Origin of the sequence: Paenibacillus sp. BIC5C1 (assembly GCF_032399705.1) — a bacterium.
Taxonomy (GTDB): domain Bacteria; phylum Bacillota; class Bacilli; order Paenibacillales; family Paenibacillaceae; genus Paenibacillus; species Paenibacillus taichungensis_A.
The window spans coordinates 5,893,250-5,911,189 of record NZ_CP135922.1 but is presented as its reverse complement, the minus strand read 5'-3'; the positions used below and the strand labels follow the sequence as shown (position 1 = coordinate 5,911,189).

Sequence of the window (17,940 nt, the reverse complement as noted above, 5' to 3'; positions counted from 1 at the left end):
CATGTGGAACTGGATAGTAGCCATTTTGTCCGATCCCAATACACGCTGGATATTGCTTGGCTGCTTGTTACTCGGATTCAGTAGTGGAATTATTGGTTCTTTTACATTTTTGCGTCGTCAGAGTCTCATGGGAGATACGCTGGCGCATGCAGCTCTGCCGGGAATTTGTATCGCGTTTATGTTGACTGAAACCAAATCCGTAGGATTATTCCTATTCGGTGCGCTTGTGGCTGGAATCATTGCAACCTTCGGCATATCGTGGATTACACGGTATTCCCGGATCAAGCAGGATGCGGCAATGGGGATTGTACTGACTGTATTTTTCGGTATAGGTGTAGTGATGCTTACTCGGATTCAGCACGGTGCGAGTGGCAGTCAGAGTGGACTTGATAAATATTTGTTTGGTCAGGCCGCATCCATGGTGATGACGGATGTGTATGTTATGGGTGGCGTCTGTCTTGTATTATTGATCGCTTGTCTGGCATGGTTCAAAGAATTCAAGCTGGTGAGCTTTGACCCGGGATTTGCACGAGGCATGGGACTGCCGGTTGGCATGCTGGAACAACTGATTCTGCTGTTAACCGTTATTGCGGTTGTTGCAGGGATTCAGGCGGTTGGTGTGGTGCTTGTCGCCGCTTTGCTGGTTACCCCGGCGGCAGCAGCTCGCTGCTGGACGGACTCGCTCTCGCTTATGGTACTGTTGGCCGGCGTATTTGGAGCACTGAGCGGTGCAACAGGTACAATCTTCAGCACCTTGGTGCCTAATCTGCCGACAGGGCCAGTAACGGTACTGGCAGCAACAGTGCTATTTGCGGGTTCCGCATTGCTTGCTCCAAGACGCGGACTGTTAGCACGGCGTTTGCGAAGTATGCAGGCGAAATCCGCTTACTTGAGAGAAGAGCATGCCACGCTACAGACACTCTCTGCACAGCGAGCGCAGCAGGAACGGGGTGAGTTGTAATGGCGACGTTTTGGATTATATTGACGGCCATCCTGGTATCTTCCGCCTGCGCCATTCTTGGCTGTTTTCTAATCTTAAGGCGGATGGCTCTGGTTGGAGATGCGATCAGTCATGCGGTTCTCCCGGGTATTGCGATTGCTTTCCTGTGGAGTGGTTCACGTGATTCGTTATGGATGCTGCTTGGGGCAACCGTATTTGGATTACTGACGGTGTTCTTCATTCAAAGCTTGCAGGCTGGAGGACTATCATCGGATGCTTCCATCGGAATAGTATTTACGGCACTCTTCGCAGTGGGTGTGATTTTGATCAGTTTGAATGCCGGGCATATTGATCTGGATCTCGATTGTGTCTTGTTCGGTGAGATCGCTTATGTCCAGTGGGATACCTTAACGCTTGGTGGGACGGATGTAGGCCCTAGGGCGGTCTGGATGCTGGGCATCACCTTGCTGGTCATTCTCCTTGTAATCGGCCTGTTCTACAAGCAGTTCAAGTTGTGTGCTTTTGATCCGGCGCTGGCTGCGGCCTGCGGTATTCCGGTGGTGTTGTTCCACTATTTGCTTATGGGGCTCGTTTCCATGACATCTGTGGCTTCATTTGAAAGCGTAGGGTCTATTCTCGTGGTAGGCATGTTGATTGTACCTGCAGCGACGGCTTACTTGCTTACGGATCGATTGGGTAAAATGATTCTGTACAGCGTGCTCGTAGGAGCGGCTTCATCAATTGGAGGCTACATCATGGCATACGCGCTGGATGCTTCCATTGCAGGTTGCATGGTGGCGGTAGCAGGAATTCTGTTTGTGCTGGCCCTGCTGCTGTCTCCAAAGCATGGTATCGTCTTCCGGTATGCTCGTCGCAAATTCGCGGCACGTTAATGGATAAAAAGTAGCAGCCGCCTGCATTGCAGGCGGTTTTTTCATGGATACGGGTAAGTTTTATCTCATACCAGACTCTTACACGAATTGGAACAGACACCTGTTGCCATGTTGCAAAGGGTCACCCGTATCGCGGGTTACTTTGTTGCAGGTAGACGATCTGTGGTAAAATGTCGTTAGCTGTGACGTCCGGAGCATCCGCCTACGCGGATGCCGGGCGATCTTTTTGTGAGAGTATGTTAGATAGATATAAAGAGCGTATAAGTTGAACTGGACATACATTGGGAAACGGAGAGGACTGAAGGGACCTGAAGAGGGGAGCTTTGTTTATGGATTTTCCTTCTACAAAATAGGTGTTATGAGGTCTAAATACACAGGTGATGTAGTGAAGGGGACGGAATCGACTGAAGAAGCGATAGCGTTCACCTAAAAGCTTTCTGTAAGAAAGCTGCTTCGAAAGCATATGCTGTCTCCGAATTTCTAACCTTTAAGAAGAGAGAATCTAGAAAATTTGGAGACAACAGCGATCGGAAGACGATCCGTACACGTAACGGTTACCTCGTATAATCTCAATACACTAAAGAGAAAGGTAATTCTGAAACAAAGATACAACAACTGGAAAGGTTTTCTGCCCGCGTAGAGCCTATATGTATATCCATGAGTTCAACTTGGAGAGAGACAACTGAGGAGGAAATACGGCATGAGTGAACTAAAATACAAATTGCTTGCATTGGATATGGATGGAACACTGCTTAATGATAATCATGAGATCACACAGGAAACCGCCAAATGGATTCAGATCGCCATTCGACGGGGAGTGCATGTGTGCCTTTCGACGGGGAGAGCTGTTTTTCATGCGATGCCTTATGCAGTGCAGCTTGGGCTGGAAACCCCGATGGTAACGGTCAATGGCAGTGAAGTCTGGAAAGCTCCGCATGATCTGCATATGCGCCATCTGATGGACCCGGTATTGATCCGCAAAATGCAGGAGATTGGCGAAAAATATAATAGCTGGTACTGGGCATACTCCGTGGAAGAGCTGTTCAACCGTGATCGCTGGACGGACAATATTGAAGGTCTGGAATGGCTGAAATTCGGATTCAATACCGAAGTGGATGAAGTCCGTCACCAGATTATGATGGAACTGCAGCAAATGGGCGGCTTGCAAATGACGAACTCCTCACCTGTTAATATTGAGATTAATCCTGGTGGAGTATCCAAAGCGAGCGGTGTAGCTGAAGTCTGCAAGCTGCTGGGCATCGAGATGTCCGAAGTGGTTGCTGTTGGAGACAGCTTGAATGATCTGGCTGTTATTGAAGCTGTGGGTCTTGGTGTTGCCATGGGCAACGCGCAGGAGCAAGTGAAGGAAGCGGCTGACCTGATCGTAGCGAGCAACAACGAAGATGGCATTGTCGAAGTCATCCGTGATCATATTTTGAAGGGGGAATAACCTTTGCTCGCAACCGTTGGCTGGATTTTAATTGTACTGCTGTTTGCGGTGGGGATGGCCGGAACGGTATATCCCATACTGCCTGGTGCTGTAGCGATTTTCTTCGCGTTTCTGGTCTATGGCTGGTTCTTCAGCTTTGTTCCGTTCGGTGTATGGTTCTGGATTATCCAGATTTTGATCGTAGTGGTGCTGTTTGTGGCTGATTATGTCGTCAGTGCCTGGGGTGTGAAGAAATTCGGCGGCTCCAAATTATCGACGACGCTCAGTACGATTGGTGTCATCATTGGCCCATTTGTCATTCCGGCATTCGGACTTGTACTGGGGCCATTTATCGGTGCTTTTATCGGAGAACTGATCGGAGGTTCTTCACCAGCCAAAGCTTCCAAAGTCGGATTTGGTTCCGTGGTGGGGCTGTTTACAAGCACCGTTATGAAAATTATTTTGCAAATCGTCATGATTGTTCTGTTTATTATCTGGGTGGTAAGATTCGCATAGACGTTCGGGAGCGACTTCATCTGGATGCACGTCGTTGTGGGGGAAAGAAGGGGAATTGGCTTGTCAAAGAAGGAAACATTCATTAGAGGTACGCTCATCTTGGCGGCAGCTGCGCTGATTGCGAGGGTACTCGGATTGGTTCAACGGGTGCCGCTGGAGCATATCCTCGGCGATATCGGTAACGCATCGTTTACCATCTCCAACACGGTATATTTAATGCTGTTAACCGTAGCTACAGCAGGCATACCGAGTACACTTAGTAAAATGGTCTCGGAACGTTATGCACTGGGACGCGCAGGTGAAGCACAACAAATCTACCGTGCAGCTCTGATCTTTGCGGCTGTAGCCGGGGTCGTAATGTCTGCTTTATTATGGTTCGCAGCACCGTATTATGCGACGTACGTATCCAAAGTACCGGAATCGGTGAGCGCCATTCGGGCCTTGGCTCCAGCGCTGCTTCTCTTCCCGGCCATCGCAATGATGCGTGGATATTTCCAGGGTCGTGGCAATATGACGGCAGGCGGCATTTCACAGATTGTGGAGCAGTTTGCACGTGTAGGTACAGCGATCATCGTGGCGTTTGTTATGCTGCAATGGAATTATGATGATCAAACCATTGCGGCAGGGGCTTCATTTGGGGGCGTATTCGGAAGTATTGGCGCTTTTGCTGTCATGCTGTACTTCACCTTGAAGCTTCGCAAAAATGACCGTGCGGCTCAATTGAATTACGAGCGTGCGGAGCAATTGCCCATGCGGGGTATTTACAGCGATATATTCAAACTTTCGATACCAATCGTTTTATCTTCACTCGCTGTTCCGGCGATTAACTTTATCGATTCATCGCTGGTAGTTCCACTGCTTAGCGGACGAGTCGGACTGGAAGAAGCGACAGGAGTTCTTGCCATCCTCGGTGCCAAGGCCCAAAGTATTGCAGGCATTCCTCCGATTTTGGCTATCGCACTGAGTCAATCACTTGTGCCAGTCATTTCGGCAGCTTTTGCACGCAAGGATGAAGTTCATCTGAAAAATCAGGTGACGCTTGCTTTGCGCATTTCAATTCTGACCGGGATGCCAATCGTTATCGCTCTATGTGCGGCAGCATATTCCGTTAACGGCTTGCTGTTTACCAGCCCAGACGGGACACCAATCATTACATTGCTGACGTTCGGTACTATTTTCCAAATTACAATGATGACCACGAACTCCATTTTGCTTGGGGTGGGTAAACCACGGATTACAATGATCAGTGTAGCTGCGGGTATCGTAGTCAAACTCATAGCGAGTTTAATCCTGGCTCCGATTTTTGGCATTTACGGAATCATTATTGCGACCGCATTGTGTTTCTTGGTTATTACGTACCTCAATCTGCGGGTACTTCGCAAAATTGTTGATTTCTCGATCATGGGTGATCGTTGGAAAGGATTCATCATTACCGTGCTGCTTGCAGCAGGTGTTGGTTTTGCAGCGAACTGGGCCGGGAACTCCATCTTTGATTTATTCCTGCCAGCACGTGTATCATTCCTCGTTACCTGTCTGTTTGTGGGTGCGCTTGTGGTTGTCGTGTATCTGGTACTCATGGTTGTTCTACGTGTACTTCGTAAAGACGAACTGGGCAGTTACCCTCGTATTTTGCAAAAAATACTCCGTCCGCTCATGCGTCTACAACGTGGAGCCGGGCAACGTGGATAATCGATCAACACACTAATACACACTTCGTTATATTGTTTGAAATAAGTACAAGCTCTGTCTGCTTTCATAGCGGACAGGGCTTTTTTATTATACCCAATAAAGGTAGTCCATTATTTTCTTCTAGACGAATCCCTATACAGCTTCTGTCCTTAATGCGTCAAGGTTTTGGCATCATGGGCCAATGCAGTTTTCAACATGCCATACCGATGTTCATGACTCATCTCAAACAGCCAGGGGCGGCGCGGGGCAGTGAGATGACCAAGACAATCGCGATTTTGCAGCCAATCCTGCCTTGTTATAGGTTCGTACGGCGTATCACCCCATACAGCCAGCAATTCAGGACTATATAACCGCTGTCCTTCCACTAGCCATTCTTGATCCAGCAGCTCCTGGCTATAGAGCTCAGCTTCTCCGGCTTCATCTTCATGTGCGGTGAACAGACCGGGCCAGTATTCGGCACGTGAGCCACGGTGGGGAACCGCGCGCGCAAACTCCAATACTTGTGTGTACACTTGTTCCACGCCAAACAGCATCGCATATAAGCCTTTGCCAAACATAATCCGCTCATCCAGCTTGCCAAAATGTTCAATAACCCGGCCTGCAAGACCTTTTTCCCGTCCGAGTGGAAATACGATATGATTCAACCCAGCCAGATTATGCAAATGGAATGCGGGTTTGGACAGCACTTCTTTTTGAAAATAAGGATGCTGCACCACCCGGCTCTCGATATAGTTCTGCTCATTAATAATTAATGCCACACTAAGCAGCGAGCTGCATCGCTCCAGCCAAAATCGTTCCCAGAACGGTATCATGAACACCGATACATGAAAATGGGGCAACAAATGAAAACAGCTCCGTCCAATTCGGCGGCTGTTCATATACAATAGAAGCTGTGGATAGGCGTCCTGGAAAATGAGAGCATTGCATCGCTCCAGTAATCGATACATGTGCTCACGGTCTGTTTGATTTTGCAGATTGTGCATAAGGTCGCTCTGAAGATCGGTCATGTGATATCCGCCGTTGCGGGATACCATATGGGCAAGCAGGGCCCAATGCAGCTCGGGATACTGTTCGTAACATTCCAGGTATGCTGCTGTACGAGTGATGTTACTTCGGTTGTTTTCCTGCGTTAATGTTTTGATTTCTTCCAGAATGATGCAGTCCTCTTCACAGACCAGTGCACTGAGCGTATTGCGGGCAAAAGCATTCTCGTTTCCAGGCAATAAGCGCTCCACCTCTGCTTGTAAGGTTGCAGCCATATCAGAGTCCCAAGCCATATCACGCAAGGGATGACGAAGCTGTGCAGAGGCTTGCCAAGCCGCTTGTTTTCCCCTCCACACTTCCCTAGCCGCACCTGGGATGGATCGGACCATCTGCAATATCGACCCGTGATGGGCAGACTCGGAGGAATCTGTTTTAACGGAAGTCATGACATGACCTCCTTTCCTGATAATCTGATTACGGTTGTAGTTTAGGAAGCTGTTGATGTCAGTATGCGCCGAATATTTGACTTCCACTCCGCAATTTGCTTCACTAAGAGGATAAGACAAGGTATAGAAAGGAAGATGTTGTAATGGAAAAGATTACATCGAAACCGGAGTTTGATGTGGCAATCCAATCTCCGCGTTTGACTGTAGCTGTATTTAAGGCAGATTGGTGTGGTGATTGCAAGTACATCGATCCGTTTATGCCTGAAGTTGAAGAGAAGTTTGCTCGTGAGCTGAAGTTGGTTGAGGTCGACGTAGATCAGGTGGGTACAGTGAGCGAAGAGCAAAATATCCTCGGCATCCCTAGCTTTGTAGCTTACACAGATGGCCGAGAACTTGTGCGTTATGTGAATAAACTGCGCAAGTCAAGAGAAGAGATTGAGCAATTCCTGCAGCGTGCAGTTGAGGTGTATAACACGATTCATAAATAAAGTATGACAGGTTAACCATGTTAAAGGTTATAATTAAAGGAACGCCATTTCTCTTGAAATAGGGAAGTGGCGTTTGTATTTTCCGAGTTTTCGGGAGAAACTAACGTTGTAATAATGTACATATTTGCCGATGACCTGTGGGTCAATTTTTCGACAGACGTTAACATTTTGTCACAAAGCGCGGCGTCAATGACACATTTATCCGGTATAATGAATTTAGTTGTGAAATAAGTGTCAAAGTACCGAATCAAGCGGAGAATGTAGTTCTTCGCCATCTTAAACCAACAGCGGGTGAGAAAAAATTGAAACACTTAACCTTGTTTAAATGGTTAACCGTATTAACCTGTCTTGTCATGTTTCTGGCTACATTTGGCGGAGGCGTCGTAACCCGAACGGAATCGGGGCTCGGTTGCGGAGCAGAATGGCCTTTATGTAACGGAAAACTTGTGCCTGCACATACTGTTGCCTCACTTATTGAATTTTCCCATCGCGCCGTCAGCGCACTGGCAGGACTATTGTCCATAGCCTCTTTTGTAGCATTTTTACGGTTTGGTAAATCACGCCGTGATTTGCAATTGTTTTCACTGTTAACGCTGATATTTGTTATTGTCCAGGGAATCATGGGGGCTTTTGCTGTCGTATTCTCCCAATCTTCCGCAGTCATGGCACTGCATTTCGGATTTGCCTTAATCGCTTTTGCCAGCTCCCTGATGATGGCGCTTGGTATTCGGCAGGAAGCACGCCATGGTGGATTGGAACGACTGAATCGATATCCGAGAGTCAGTAAAGGGTTCCGAAATCTGGTATGGTTTTCCACGATCTATACGTACCTCGTGGTATATACTGGAGCATTTGTGAGCCATACGGATTCTGCTGGAGGTTGTTCAGGATTTCCGCTCTGTAACGGGCAGATTATTCCTGAGCTCTCGGGAGGCGTAGCTGTTGCTTTTGCTCACCGGGTGGCGGCTGTTTCATTAGTAATCGTCATTGCAATTCTCGGCCATTTTGCGTATCGCAAACATCCGGATAACACGGAATTAAGAGCGCTTGGCGTCATTTCTGTGGTGCTGGTTTTGTTGCAAGTGGTCATTGGTTTTGGACTGATGCTCACGATGAACCGTCCGGAAGTGTATATGTTCGTGGCGCTGGCGCATATGCTTGATATTGCCATTTTGTTCGGGGTATTAACCTATATGAGTTTCTTGGTGTACAAGTTGCATCGGCCCGTTAACCGGTTCTAATATATCCGAATTATTGTAGTTCAGGGGATGAATCCAGTGAAGTTCACCATCCGATGATGTACATCATTGGACAGGTGAACTTTGTTTGATGTCAGGCGTGTCAGGGCACCCTATTGTAAGCAGCGGTCATACGTTTACTCTGATTCCGATTTTGTTTAATATGATAAATTATTATTAATTTGATGATCTGCAGAGTGGAAAGAGGAGGCTATATATGCTGCGAACGTTGCTGGGTGAAAAGCCGCGTAAGAACGAAGGCATACTAAAGGACGCGATGGAAGCGATGGCGGACACGCTTGAGCTATTTCAGCGACAGATGCATGTGGATCATGATCCTACCCATGATTTTCGTAAACTGTATATATGGACCCAGGGATTGATCTCTTCGCTGGATGAATTGGAGCAAAGCTGTTTTGCAGCTTCCCATTTCCGTCAGAAAGTCAAAGCGGGCTCTACGGATGATATGACAATACCAGAAAAAGCAGAGTATGCCCGTTACGTCTATTTCTATAAGGATGGCTTCATCCGATGTTTTGCCATTCTGGATAAGTTAGGTACGGTATTGAATGAAATATTTGAGCTGAATACAACCAATGTTAAAACACATTATTCTTATTTCACCGTATTAAGACAGTTCGGATATGATAAGCTGCATTATGTTCTTGCCAATGAACTGATCCGGATCAAGGACTCATACCGTGAGCCGATGAGCAAATTGCGCAAACGACGAAACATGGAGATTCATTACATGAATTCCGAAATGCAGGATGATCTGTGGCAGCTGCACCAGACTTTGCAAGGGAAAGTAAAGCTGGAAGACCTGGATCAGCATCTTTTGGAACTCCGGCAGGGTGTGGATATGGTATGTGAGACGTTAAAAGCAGCCTATGGCTACATTAACGAGAAGTGGCATAAGCAGGTAATGCACCAATCGACGAACTAATTGGATAGTAATATTTGCCTTTGACAAATCGGAATACTTGGATTATACTGAGTTCCTGATCGACAGTTAGATGGAATTAACATTTATGACATTAACATTATAACTACTACTGAACTTATAAATTAAATATTTCTTATCGAGAGCGGCGGAGGGACAGGCCCGATGAAGCCCGGCAACCGATTTATAACTGCATGACAGCTGTGTCATACTTTATAGATGTTAGGTGCTAATTCCTACAAAATGGTGCAGAGCACGATTTTGGCAGATGAGAAGGTATAATCTTTCACGTGAAGAGCCCTTTTTGTTTCTGCAAAAGGGGCTCTTTTTTTGTACGATGAAGGGGAGTTTTCCTTTCATTCGGGTAAAGATACATGTAGGCAGTGGGAAGGAGCAGTAACTTTGATTGAATTAAAAGGTTTAACCAAGACGTACGGTAAAGGTTCAAAAAGTACGACGGCCTTATCCGATCTAAATTTGAATATCCGCAAGGGTGAAATATTTGGAGTTATCGGTCATTCCGGTGCAGGCAAGAGTACATTGATCCGTTGTATCAATTTGCTCGAACGCCCCACGGCAGGCGAGGTTTGGGTTGATGGAATCAACCTAACCGATCTCAATAAGTCTGATTTGCAGCAACAACGGCGTAAGATTGGCATGATTTTTCAACACTTTAATCTGTTATCCTCAGCTACGGTATATGACAATGTGGCTTTTCCTTTGAAGCTCGTTAATACGCCCAAGGCTGCAATGGATCGGAAAGTGAAGGAAATGCTCGCATTGGTTGGACTGGAGGACCACAGCAATAAATATCCGGCCCAACTGTCAGGCGGACAGAAGCAAAGGGTAGGTATTGCGAGAGCACTCGCGAGTGATCCGAACGTGCTGCTATGTGATGAGGCTACATCGGCACTGGATCCCCAGACAACCGATTCGATTCTGAAGTTATTGCTGGATATCAATGAAAAGTATAACCTCACGATTGTGCTAATCACCCATGAAATGCACGTGATCCAGAATATCTGTGATCAGGTGGCGGTTATCCATCAGGGGGGCATCGTGGAGCAAGGGCCGGTGACGGAAGTATTCCTCAAGCCGCAGCATGCCATTACGCGTGACTTTATGATGCGGGACCATGAGGTGGGAATTGCATTAGAAGAGACCGCTCTGGCGAGTGCAGATGTCTCATTACAGACGAACGGAGCTTCTAAGCTTGTGAAAATATCCTTCTTGGGCAATAAAACCTATGAGGCGATTTTGTCCAGAACAGTTCGTAAAACAGGAGTGGATTTCGCCATTTTGCAAGGCACCATTTCAACGATCAAACAAGTACCCTATGGACAGCTGACCGTTCGGTTTGAGGGGCAGTCAGATGAGATTAATCTCACCATTAAAGAGTTAGTGGATCAGGGACTTGATGTGGAGGTGCTCCGTTAAATGGATTTTTCAACGGTACGTTGGGAAGAAATAGGTAAGGCTTCTATTGAAACACTGCAAATCCTGGGAGCATCGGGCTTGTTCACGATCATCATTGGTTTGCCGCTAGGCGTATTGCTGTTTATGACGGCAAGGTCGGCTTCAATCCAGTCTCAAGTGGTGTACACGATACTATCGTTTATTGTAAACATTTTGCGCTCAGTGCCATTTATCATTCTGATTGTTGCACTCATTCCGTTTACGCGTACATTGGTCGGTACAGCGACAGGTGTGCTGGGTGTTATACCACCGCTCGTCATTGCCGCAGCTCCATACTTTGCCCGGTTGGTGGAAACTACACTGCGTGAAGTGGATCGTGGCGTCATTGAGGCAGCACAGGCGATGGGAGCTTCGACCGGACAGATTGTACGGCGTGTGCTTCTGCCAGAGGCATTACCGGGTCTTTTAGCTGGAATTACCATTACAATCGTAACCCTCGTTTCATACACGGCGATGGCGGGGATGGTTGGTGGTGGAGGTCTGGGAACATTGGCAATCAACTACGGATACTTCCGTTATCAGAATGAAATTATGATTATATCTGTTGTATTTATGATCATTCTGGTGCAAGTGCTTCAGATGGCTGGCGATCGTTTGGTTAAATGGTTCACCAGGAAATAACACATATATAGCATTTGTCCTGATTCGGTATCGGTTTGGGGCAAAATGCAAAAAAAATTTATTGGAGAAGGGGTTTTACACATGAAAAAATGGTCTTTTGCTCTACTTAGCATTATGCTGATTGCGGTTCTTGCGGCTTGCGGAAACAACAAGGATTCAGACAGCGGAGCTGACAATGCTGGAGGCGCACCGCGCACCGTAGAATTGAAAGTTGGAGCATCACCTACACCACATGCGGAAATTTTGGAAAGCATCAAGCCTGAACTCGAAGCTGAAGGTATTCGCTTGCAAATCGTGACTTTCAATGATTATGTTCAACCTAACCAACAGCTTGAAGATAAACAACTGGATGCGAACTTTTTCCAACACCAGCCTTACCTGGATACAGAGAACAAAGAACGTGGTTTCCACCTCGTTGCTGTAACACCTGTGCATGTTGAGCCATTTGCTGGCTATTCCAAAAAAATCAAATCATTGGATGAGTTGAAAGACGGCGCAAAAGTAGCCATCCCTAATGACCCATCCAACGGCGGTCGTGGACTGTTGTTGCTTGCAAAAGAAGGACTTATCACGCTGAAAGACAACACAAATATCACTTCTACGATTCAGGATATTACAGCCAATCCGAAAAACTTGAATATCATCGAGCTGGATGCAGCCATGATGCCTCGTCAACTGGATGAAGCAGACCTGGTATTCATCAACGCCAACTACGCGCTGGAAGCCAATCTGAACCCAGAGAAGGATGCGCTGCTGATTGAGGACCTGCAAGGTAACCCTTATGCAAACATCCTCGTATCCCGTGAAGATAACAAAGATGCAGATGCTATCCAAAAACTGGCTGCAGCTCTGCATTCCGAAGAGGTTAAAACATTCATCAAAGATCGTTATCAAGGTGCTGTAGAACCTGCGTTTTAAGCTGAACGATTAAGCTGAAATACAGTGTATACTCGGCTCACTTCTTAAGGAATTACTAAAGAAAGCCCTGCATTCTCTTTATGAGAATACAGGGCTTTTTATTTTGTACATCGATGTTAAAGAGTGTTTTGATGTAAGAGCACTTCGATGTAGGATTACGTTAATTCCTTTACTTATAAGCTTAACGTTTATTCGGATCAGTATCCGAATGTCCATCTGTTTGTTGGCTATCAGAGCCTGCTGACTCCTGACCAGCAGCATGCTGTTGGTAAGCTTCCTCTGCAGGAGATAGCGAATTCTGATCTCCAGGGTCAGCCTCCTTTTTGCGTCCAGTCAGCTTGCGACGAATCCATCCGAAAGCACCAACAATAGCGGCCACGATGACAAACCATCCTTTTTTGAGCAAAAGCAATAATCCGACTTTCTTAGCTACAGCTACACCAGCACCACCGAGAATCAGACTGGTCAGGCCAAGTTCTGATTTTTTGTCTACGGATGCATCAAAATCTTCATAGGTGTTTCCTTTAATCACGTTGAGCTGGTTAAGCACGGAGTTTTCAAACTGTTTGCGGTTTTCTTCAAAATTGGCACTATCCGTAACGAGGATAACACCGATGTATCCTTCACGGGTGAGTACATTCACATTGTAATTGACGAGTTTTTCCCGCTCTGCATCCTCAAGACCAAGAGAATAGATCAATTGATGTTTGCTGCTGTCATAGGCGGGCTCAATTTCCCATCCGGTGATAAACAGCTGGTTTTCGGGTGTTGTTTTCTCATTTTGTTCTTCTGTACCTCTTTTGTAGCTATCGAGCAGTTCATCGGCGTCCAGATCGTCTTTTTCACTGTCGTCGACATGACCGGTATCGTTATATTCAAAGATAACATACCAGTTGGAGTTTTCGCCGGCGCCATAGATGCTTCCGATTTCCGTTCCATTGGGGAAGGAGTCCGTGTCTTCCAGGAACCTTTGGGTGTTAGCTGCATCGAGATAGGAGAGATTTTCAGCTACGTTTAATGTTGCTTTGTTATCAAGTACTACGTTTGAAGGCCCATCAATCCATTGATAATCTTCGGTGGAGCTATTGCTTTCACTTTCTGCAGATGCTGTGGTCGAGAATGGAGCTTGAAATGAGGCGATAAGCAAAATTGCGAGTAGAGAGGCTAACCATCTTTTCATTTACGCTGTATTCCTTTCGAAGTTGTCATGCAATGTTGTCATTGACATGAACATATGTATTGTGTCGTTATATTCATAAGAAAATAAGGACTTATCGACATTAACATAGGCATCCAGACCAAACAAGGGAATTTTGGATATAAAGGGTTAATTTTCCTACAAAAGACCTAATTCATTTTATTTCTGATGTTTGAAAGATAAGTATTTAGTCCTTGATTTACACTTTCTTGCAAATGGTACAGATTGGTGGGAAACGCGAGTTGTGAGGGGATGATAAATCTTTTATACTGGATGAGTGACTGCTCTTTGAAGAGGGGGATGAACGTGAAGGGAAAGATTGCCCTCATAACGGGAAGTGCCAAAGGTCTTGGTAAAATGACGGCCCTCAGTCTGGCGGATCAGGGTTGTCATATTGCTCTGAATTACGTACATAGCCGTACGGAAGCTGAGTCGTTACAGGCTCAGATTATTGCCAAGGGTGTGCGGTGTATTGCCATTCAGGCCGATATTTCCAAGAAAGAAGAGATCACCATGCTCGTTGCACAGGTTGAAGAGAAACTGGGCAGCATTGATATTCTTGTGAATAACGCGGGTCCTTTTGTCCGTGAACGTCGACTGTTTGCCGAGTATTCCGAAGATGAGGTTCAGATGCTTGTGCAAGGAAACCTGCTTGGACCGATGCTGCTGGATCAGCGTGTATTGCCGGAGATGCGGCGCAAGCAGTGGGGACGAATTATCCATTTTGGCTTCAGTCATGCGGGAGAAGCGAGGTCGTGGCCTCATCGGGCGGTTTATGCTGCTGCGAAGGTAGGTCTGGTTTCATTTACAAAGACACTTGCTGTGGAGGAAGCTCCCTACGGCATTACGGTTAATATGGTCTGTCCAGGTGATATTCGCGGTGCCAACAAAGAGAAAACGATTGATGAAATGGCAGGTATAACCGACGAGGAAACCCCGAGAGGACGTCCTGGGAGCGGTGAAGATATTGCGCGGGTGATCACTTATCTGTGTCTGGATCATTCCGATTTTATAACAGGTAACATTATGGATGTATCTGGAGGACTTGATCCGATTCGTCCTAACATACAGCGTGAGGATGCATAGAACAAAAAAAGAGCCCTCCACTTCATGCGAAGCGAAAGGCTCTTGAGGTTTATTTCGTGAAGGATTGATTAGAATACTTGTACGACTTCTTCGACACCCTCAACTTCTTCGAGAAGGGCGCGTTCAATCCCGGCTTTTAAGGTAATGGTGGAGCTTGGGCAGCTGCCGCAGGCACCGACCAGTTTCAGCTTAATAATGCCGTCCTCCACGTCGACCAGTTCCACGTCACCGCCATCGCGTTGCAGGAACGGACGAAGTTTGTCAAGCACTTCAGATACCTCATCATACATGGTGCTTTGTGCGTTTTCGCTCATTTTTTTCAACTCCTTTCCTCACTATAGTATATTACAATTGGCCACAAATTAAAATGGTCAAACAAAGCAGGTGAACCTACATGAGACCGATTATTGAATTTTGTGCCAATAATATGCATTTTGGCACAGATGAAGTCATGGATCAACTGGAAGAAAATCCAGACTATGATGTGATAGAATACGGCTGCCTCAGCAATTGCGGCCAATGTTACATGACTCCATTTGCATTGGTGAATGGCGAGTTAGTCATTACCGATAAAGTGGAAGATTTATATAACGCCATCTTGGCCAAAATTGCCGAAGCCGATGCCTGGGATGAGTTGGATCTCGATTAACCGAGATGACGCTTGGACATCCAGAGCACACCGCTTTTTAGAATACGTGGCACACGTCCCATCATGGACGTTTTGCCCATCAGCCCAAATCCAGCCTTCTTGCCGAGTGCACCGAGTGTGCCACGAAGTTTGAGTGGCTGCGGATTGGGCTTTTCGCCTTTCCAGAGGGCATGCTGAATATGGGCGATTTGTTCACCCTGTACTTCGGCAGCCTGACCGCTTGGTGCATAAGGCACGCTGGCGCAGTCACCTACTACATAGACATCGGTATATTCAGGAATTTGATAATATTCGTTCAGTACGACACGACCTTGTGGATCCTTGGTCACATCGAGATCCTGTACAACTTTTACGGGCTGAATTCCGGCAGTCCATACTACCGCATCCGTTAGAATTTCCTCATCCCGGTTGAAAATGGCATTTGGTTCAAGTCGGGAAATGGCAATATGTCCGCGTGTCTCGACCTGATGTTCGCCGAACCATTCATGAACATAAGCCGACAAGCGCTGCGGAAAAGCGGATAATACACGTTCACCACGGTCCAGGATACTGATGTTCAGGTCCGGTCTGCTCTCACGAAGCTCGGCAGCCATCTCGACGCCGCTCAAGCCACCGCCGACGATATGCACATTACCATAAGCTTTAACTTCGTTAAGACGAAGGTAGGTTTCCCGTGTTTTGCTGAAGCTTTGAATCGTACAGCTATATTCCTCGGCTCCCGGCGTATTGTGGAATCGGTCTGTACATCCAAGTCCAATTACGAGCTTGTCATATTCCAATGGGTCCTGGCCTTCAAATTCAATCTGACGTTGTTCCAAGTCAATCGAAGTTACTTCTCCATAACGATAAGTGACTTTGTCGCTGACTGGGAATTGGATACGCAGGTCATAATCGGATACGGTCCCTGCTGCGAGTGCGTAATATTCAGTTTTCAATCCTTGGAAGGGGCTGCGGTCCACTAACACGATTTGTGTATCTGACGGGATCTTACCTTCCAGAAGTTCCTTGATAATCGTGAGGCCACCGTAGCCGCCTCCGAGAATGACGAAATTTTTCATGACTCGGCTTCCTTTCTGCATCAGTCCCGAGTGAACGGGGCTGTAACCTGTGGAGCAGCTATGCAATTACATAGCTGCTCCTGTTTTTTAATCTGGATTTGAAATAATTGAAAATGGGCATTTAAAATTACAGATATGCTTCAGCAATCTGCACCACTCCATGCCAAACGCTCCCGGGTAGAATGAAAGTCGCTTATGGGAATGATGCTCATGCTAGATGCTATTCGTATACTTGAATTTCATTGTAGAACGTATCACGTTCAACCGGAATGCGTCCAGCACCCTTAATTAACCATATAAGCTCTTTGCGGGTAAGACCTTCAGGTGTTAGTGCGCCTGCAGCATGACTAATCCGTTCGCGAACAATCGTGCCGTGTGCATCCGAAGCGCCGAATCCAAGCGCGACTTGAGTCAGCTGTGGACCGATGTTAATAAAGTACGCTTTGATATGATCGATGTTATCCAGCATCAAACGGCTGATCGCAATCGTTTTGAGATCCTCGTATGCTGAGTTACGACGCATGATACTGGCGTTTTTGCTTTTCGGTTGCATGGAAAGCGGGATAAAGACCATAAATCCGTTGGTTTCATCTTGCAATTCACGAATCTGTACCATATGGTTCACACGATCTTCATAGGACTCAATGGATCCATAAAGCATCGTGGTATGGGTACGCATGCCCAGATTATGAGCAGTACGGTGCACTTCCAGATAACGGTCAACGTTCGCTTTGTTTACGCGCATTTTTTTGCGGTATTCATCGGACAGGATCTCAGCACCGCCGCCAGTCAGTGATTTCAGACCTGCTTTTTGCAATTCTTGCAGTACTTCCTTGATGCTCAGTCCGCTGATGCGAGTGAAGAAATCAATCTCGGCAGCCGTGTAGGCTTTCAGCGTAACGTCCGGATATTTCTCGTTTAAAGCACGCAAGGAATCGACATAATATTGAAAAGGAACATGGTTGTTATGTCCGCCTACAATATGGAACTCGCGTACACCTGGGTGAATATGCTGTTCTACGTAATCAATCATTTCCTGACCAGACAATGTGTAAGAGCCATCTTCGCCCTGATCTTTGCGGAAGTTACAGAAGGCACAGTGAGCTTCGCATACGTTGGTAAAATAAAGGCTCATGTTTTCAATAAAATAAACTTTCTTGCCATTCTTACGCAGGTTGGCCTCATTGGCCAGTTGGCCCAAAGTCAGCAGATCATCCGATTCATACAGATAAACGCCGTCTTCTACAGTCAGCCTTACGCCGTTCTGCACTTTCTCAACGATTTCAGCCATTCTTTTGTCTGTGAACGGTGTTACCAATGTAGACATTTTGTATCCTCCTATTCTTAACCGGAATCGAGTTGTGTGTA

Annotated in this window: 18 protein-coding genes and 1 riboswitch; of the genes, 13 read left to right on the top strand and 5 right to left on the bottom strand. The window is 46.6% G+C overall.

The genetic code is table 11. The annotated features are described in order from the left end of the window. Nucleotide 1: 1 nt before the first annotated feature. From RS891_RS26435 to RS891_RS26415, 5 genes are all read left to right on the top strand, one after another. Nucleotides 2-961, top strand: a complete 960-nt coding sequence (locus tag RS891_RS26435; RefSeq protein WP_063566128.1) for a metal ABC transporter permease — start codon at nucleotides 2-4, stop codon at nucleotides 959-961. After that, entirely contained in the window at nucleotides 961-1,833 is an 873-nt protein-coding gene (locus RS891_RS26430) for a metal ABC transporter permease (protein WP_113056007.1), read from the top strand. Before RS891_RS26435 ends, RS891_RS26430 begins: the two co-directional genes overlap by 1 nt. A 700-nt stretch (nucleotides 1,834-2,533) precedes the next feature. Beyond that, nucleotides 2,534-3,283, top strand: coding sequence for a Cof-type HAD-IIB family hydrolase (locus RS891_RS26425; protein WP_113056006.1), 750 nt, complete (start codon nucleotides 2,534-2,536; stop codon nucleotides 3,281-3,283). A gap of 54 nt (nucleotides 3,284-3,337) precedes the next feature. After that, a complete protein-coding gene (locus RS891_RS26420) occupies nucleotides 3,338-3,778 on the top strand; it encodes a DUF456 domain-containing protein (RefSeq protein ID WP_063566179.1) in 441 nt (146 codons plus the stop codon). A 60-nt stretch (nucleotides 3,779-3,838) separates the two neighbouring features. Then, nucleotides 3,839-5,467 (top strand): putative polysaccharide biosynthesis protein, encoded by a 1,629-nt coding sequence (locus RS891_RS26415; RefSeq protein ID WP_315793624.1) that lies wholly within the window; start codon nucleotides 3,839-3,841, stop codon nucleotides 5,465-5,467. Nucleotides 5,468-5,616: 149 nt separating this feature from the next. Here RS891_RS26415 and RS891_RS26410 read toward each other — a convergent pair whose 3' ends face one another. After that, the gene (locus RS891_RS26410; protein ID WP_113056004.1) at nucleotides 5,617-6,897 is read right to left on the bottom strand and encodes a DUF2515 family protein; all 1,281 of its coding nucleotides are present in this window, start codon (nucleotides 6,895-6,897) and stop codon (nucleotides 5,617-5,619) included. A gap of 143 nt (nucleotides 6,898-7,040) precedes the next feature. On the opposite strand from RS891_RS26410, the gene RS891_RS26405 reads away from it, so the two are divergent. The 6 genes from RS891_RS26405 to RS891_RS26380 all read left to right on the top strand — a co-directional run bounded on the left by RS891_RS26405 (nucleotide 7,041) and on the right by RS891_RS26380 (nucleotide 12,581). After that, a complete protein-coding gene (locus RS891_RS26405; RefSeq protein ID WP_063566123.1) occupies nucleotides 7,041-7,385 on the top strand; it encodes a thioredoxin family protein in 345 nt (114 codons plus the stop codon). Nucleotides 7,386-7,687: 302 nt separating this feature from the next. Continuing rightward, nucleotides 7,688-8,626: a COX15/CtaA family protein gene (locus tag RS891_RS26400; protein ID WP_063566122.1), complete on the top strand. Its 939-nt coding sequence runs from the start codon at nucleotides 7,688-7,690 to the stop codon at nucleotides 8,624-8,626. 214 nt (nucleotides 8,627-8,840) lie between these two features. Beyond that, the gene (locus tag RS891_RS26395) at nucleotides 8,841-9,569 is read left to right on the top strand and encodes a Cthe_2314 family HEPN domain-containing protein (protein WP_315793623.1); all 729 of its coding nucleotides are present in this window, start codon (nucleotides 8,841-8,843) and stop codon (nucleotides 9,567-9,569) included. A gap of 130 nt (nucleotides 9,570-9,699) precedes the next feature. After that, nucleotides 9,700-9,841: riboswitch (SAM riboswitch) on the top strand. Between the two features lie 127 nt (nucleotides 9,842-9,968). Then, nucleotides 9,969-11,003, top strand: a complete 1,035-nt coding sequence (locus RS891_RS26390) for a methionine ABC transporter ATP-binding protein (protein WP_113056002.1) — start codon at nucleotides 9,969-9,971, stop codon at nucleotides 11,001-11,003. Then, entirely contained in the window at nucleotides 11,004-11,663 is a 660-nt protein-coding gene (locus RS891_RS26385) for a methionine ABC transporter permease (RefSeq protein WP_113056001.1), read from the top strand. It begins immediately after the preceding gene. Between the two features lie 81 nt (nucleotides 11,664-11,744). After that, nucleotides 11,745-12,581 carry a MetQ/NlpA family ABC transporter substrate-binding protein gene (locus RS891_RS26380; protein ID WP_072735490.1) on the top strand — a complete coding sequence of 279 codons (837 nt, stop codon included), beginning with the start codon at nucleotides 11,745-11,747 and terminating at the stop codon, nucleotides 12,579-12,581. A 181-nt stretch (nucleotides 12,582-12,762) separates the two neighbouring features. Here the strand turns inward: RS891_RS26380 and RS891_RS26375 are convergent, their stop codons facing one another. Then, the gene (locus RS891_RS26375; protein WP_315793622.1) at nucleotides 12,763-13,761 is read right to left on the bottom strand and encodes a DUF2167 domain-containing protein; all 999 of its coding nucleotides are present in this window, start codon (nucleotides 13,759-13,761) and stop codon (nucleotides 12,763-12,765) included. 324 nt (nucleotides 13,762-14,085) lie between these two features. On the opposite strand from RS891_RS26375, the gene RS891_RS26370 reads away from it, so the two are divergent. Next, nucleotides 14,086-14,865, top strand: a complete 780-nt coding sequence (locus RS891_RS26370; RefSeq protein WP_113055999.1) for an SDR family oxidoreductase — start codon at nucleotides 14,086-14,088, stop codon at nucleotides 14,863-14,865. 68 nt (nucleotides 14,866-14,933) lie between these two features. On the opposite strand, the gene RS891_RS26365 is transcribed toward RS891_RS26370, so the two are convergent. Then, entirely contained in the window at nucleotides 14,934-15,179 is a 246-nt protein-coding gene (locus RS891_RS26365) for a NifU family protein (RefSeq protein WP_024632664.1), read from the bottom strand. Nucleotides 15,180-15,259: 80 nt separating this feature from the next. Between RS891_RS26365 and RS891_RS26360 the strand changes: the two genes are divergently transcribed. Beyond that, nucleotides 15,260-15,514: a YuzB family protein gene (locus RS891_RS26360; protein ID WP_063566116.1), complete on the top strand. Its 255-nt coding sequence runs from the start codon at nucleotides 15,260-15,262 to the stop codon at nucleotides 15,512-15,514. Here the strand turns inward: RS891_RS26360 and RS891_RS26355 are convergent. Next, nucleotides 15,511-16,572: an NAD(P)/FAD-dependent oxidoreductase gene (locus RS891_RS26355; protein ID WP_076290910.1), complete on the bottom strand. Its 1,062-nt coding sequence runs from the start codon at nucleotides 16,570-16,572 to the stop codon at nucleotides 15,511-15,513. The two genes, RS891_RS26360 and RS891_RS26355, sit on opposite strands and share 4 nt — an antisense overlap. A gap of 220 nt (nucleotides 16,573-16,792) precedes the next feature. Continuing rightward, entirely contained in the window at nucleotides 16,793-17,899 is a 1,107-nt protein-coding gene (gene mqnE / locus RS891_RS26350) for an aminofutalosine synthase MqnE (protein WP_053783250.1), read from the bottom strand. Nucleotides 17,900-17,940 lie beyond the last annotated feature (41 nt).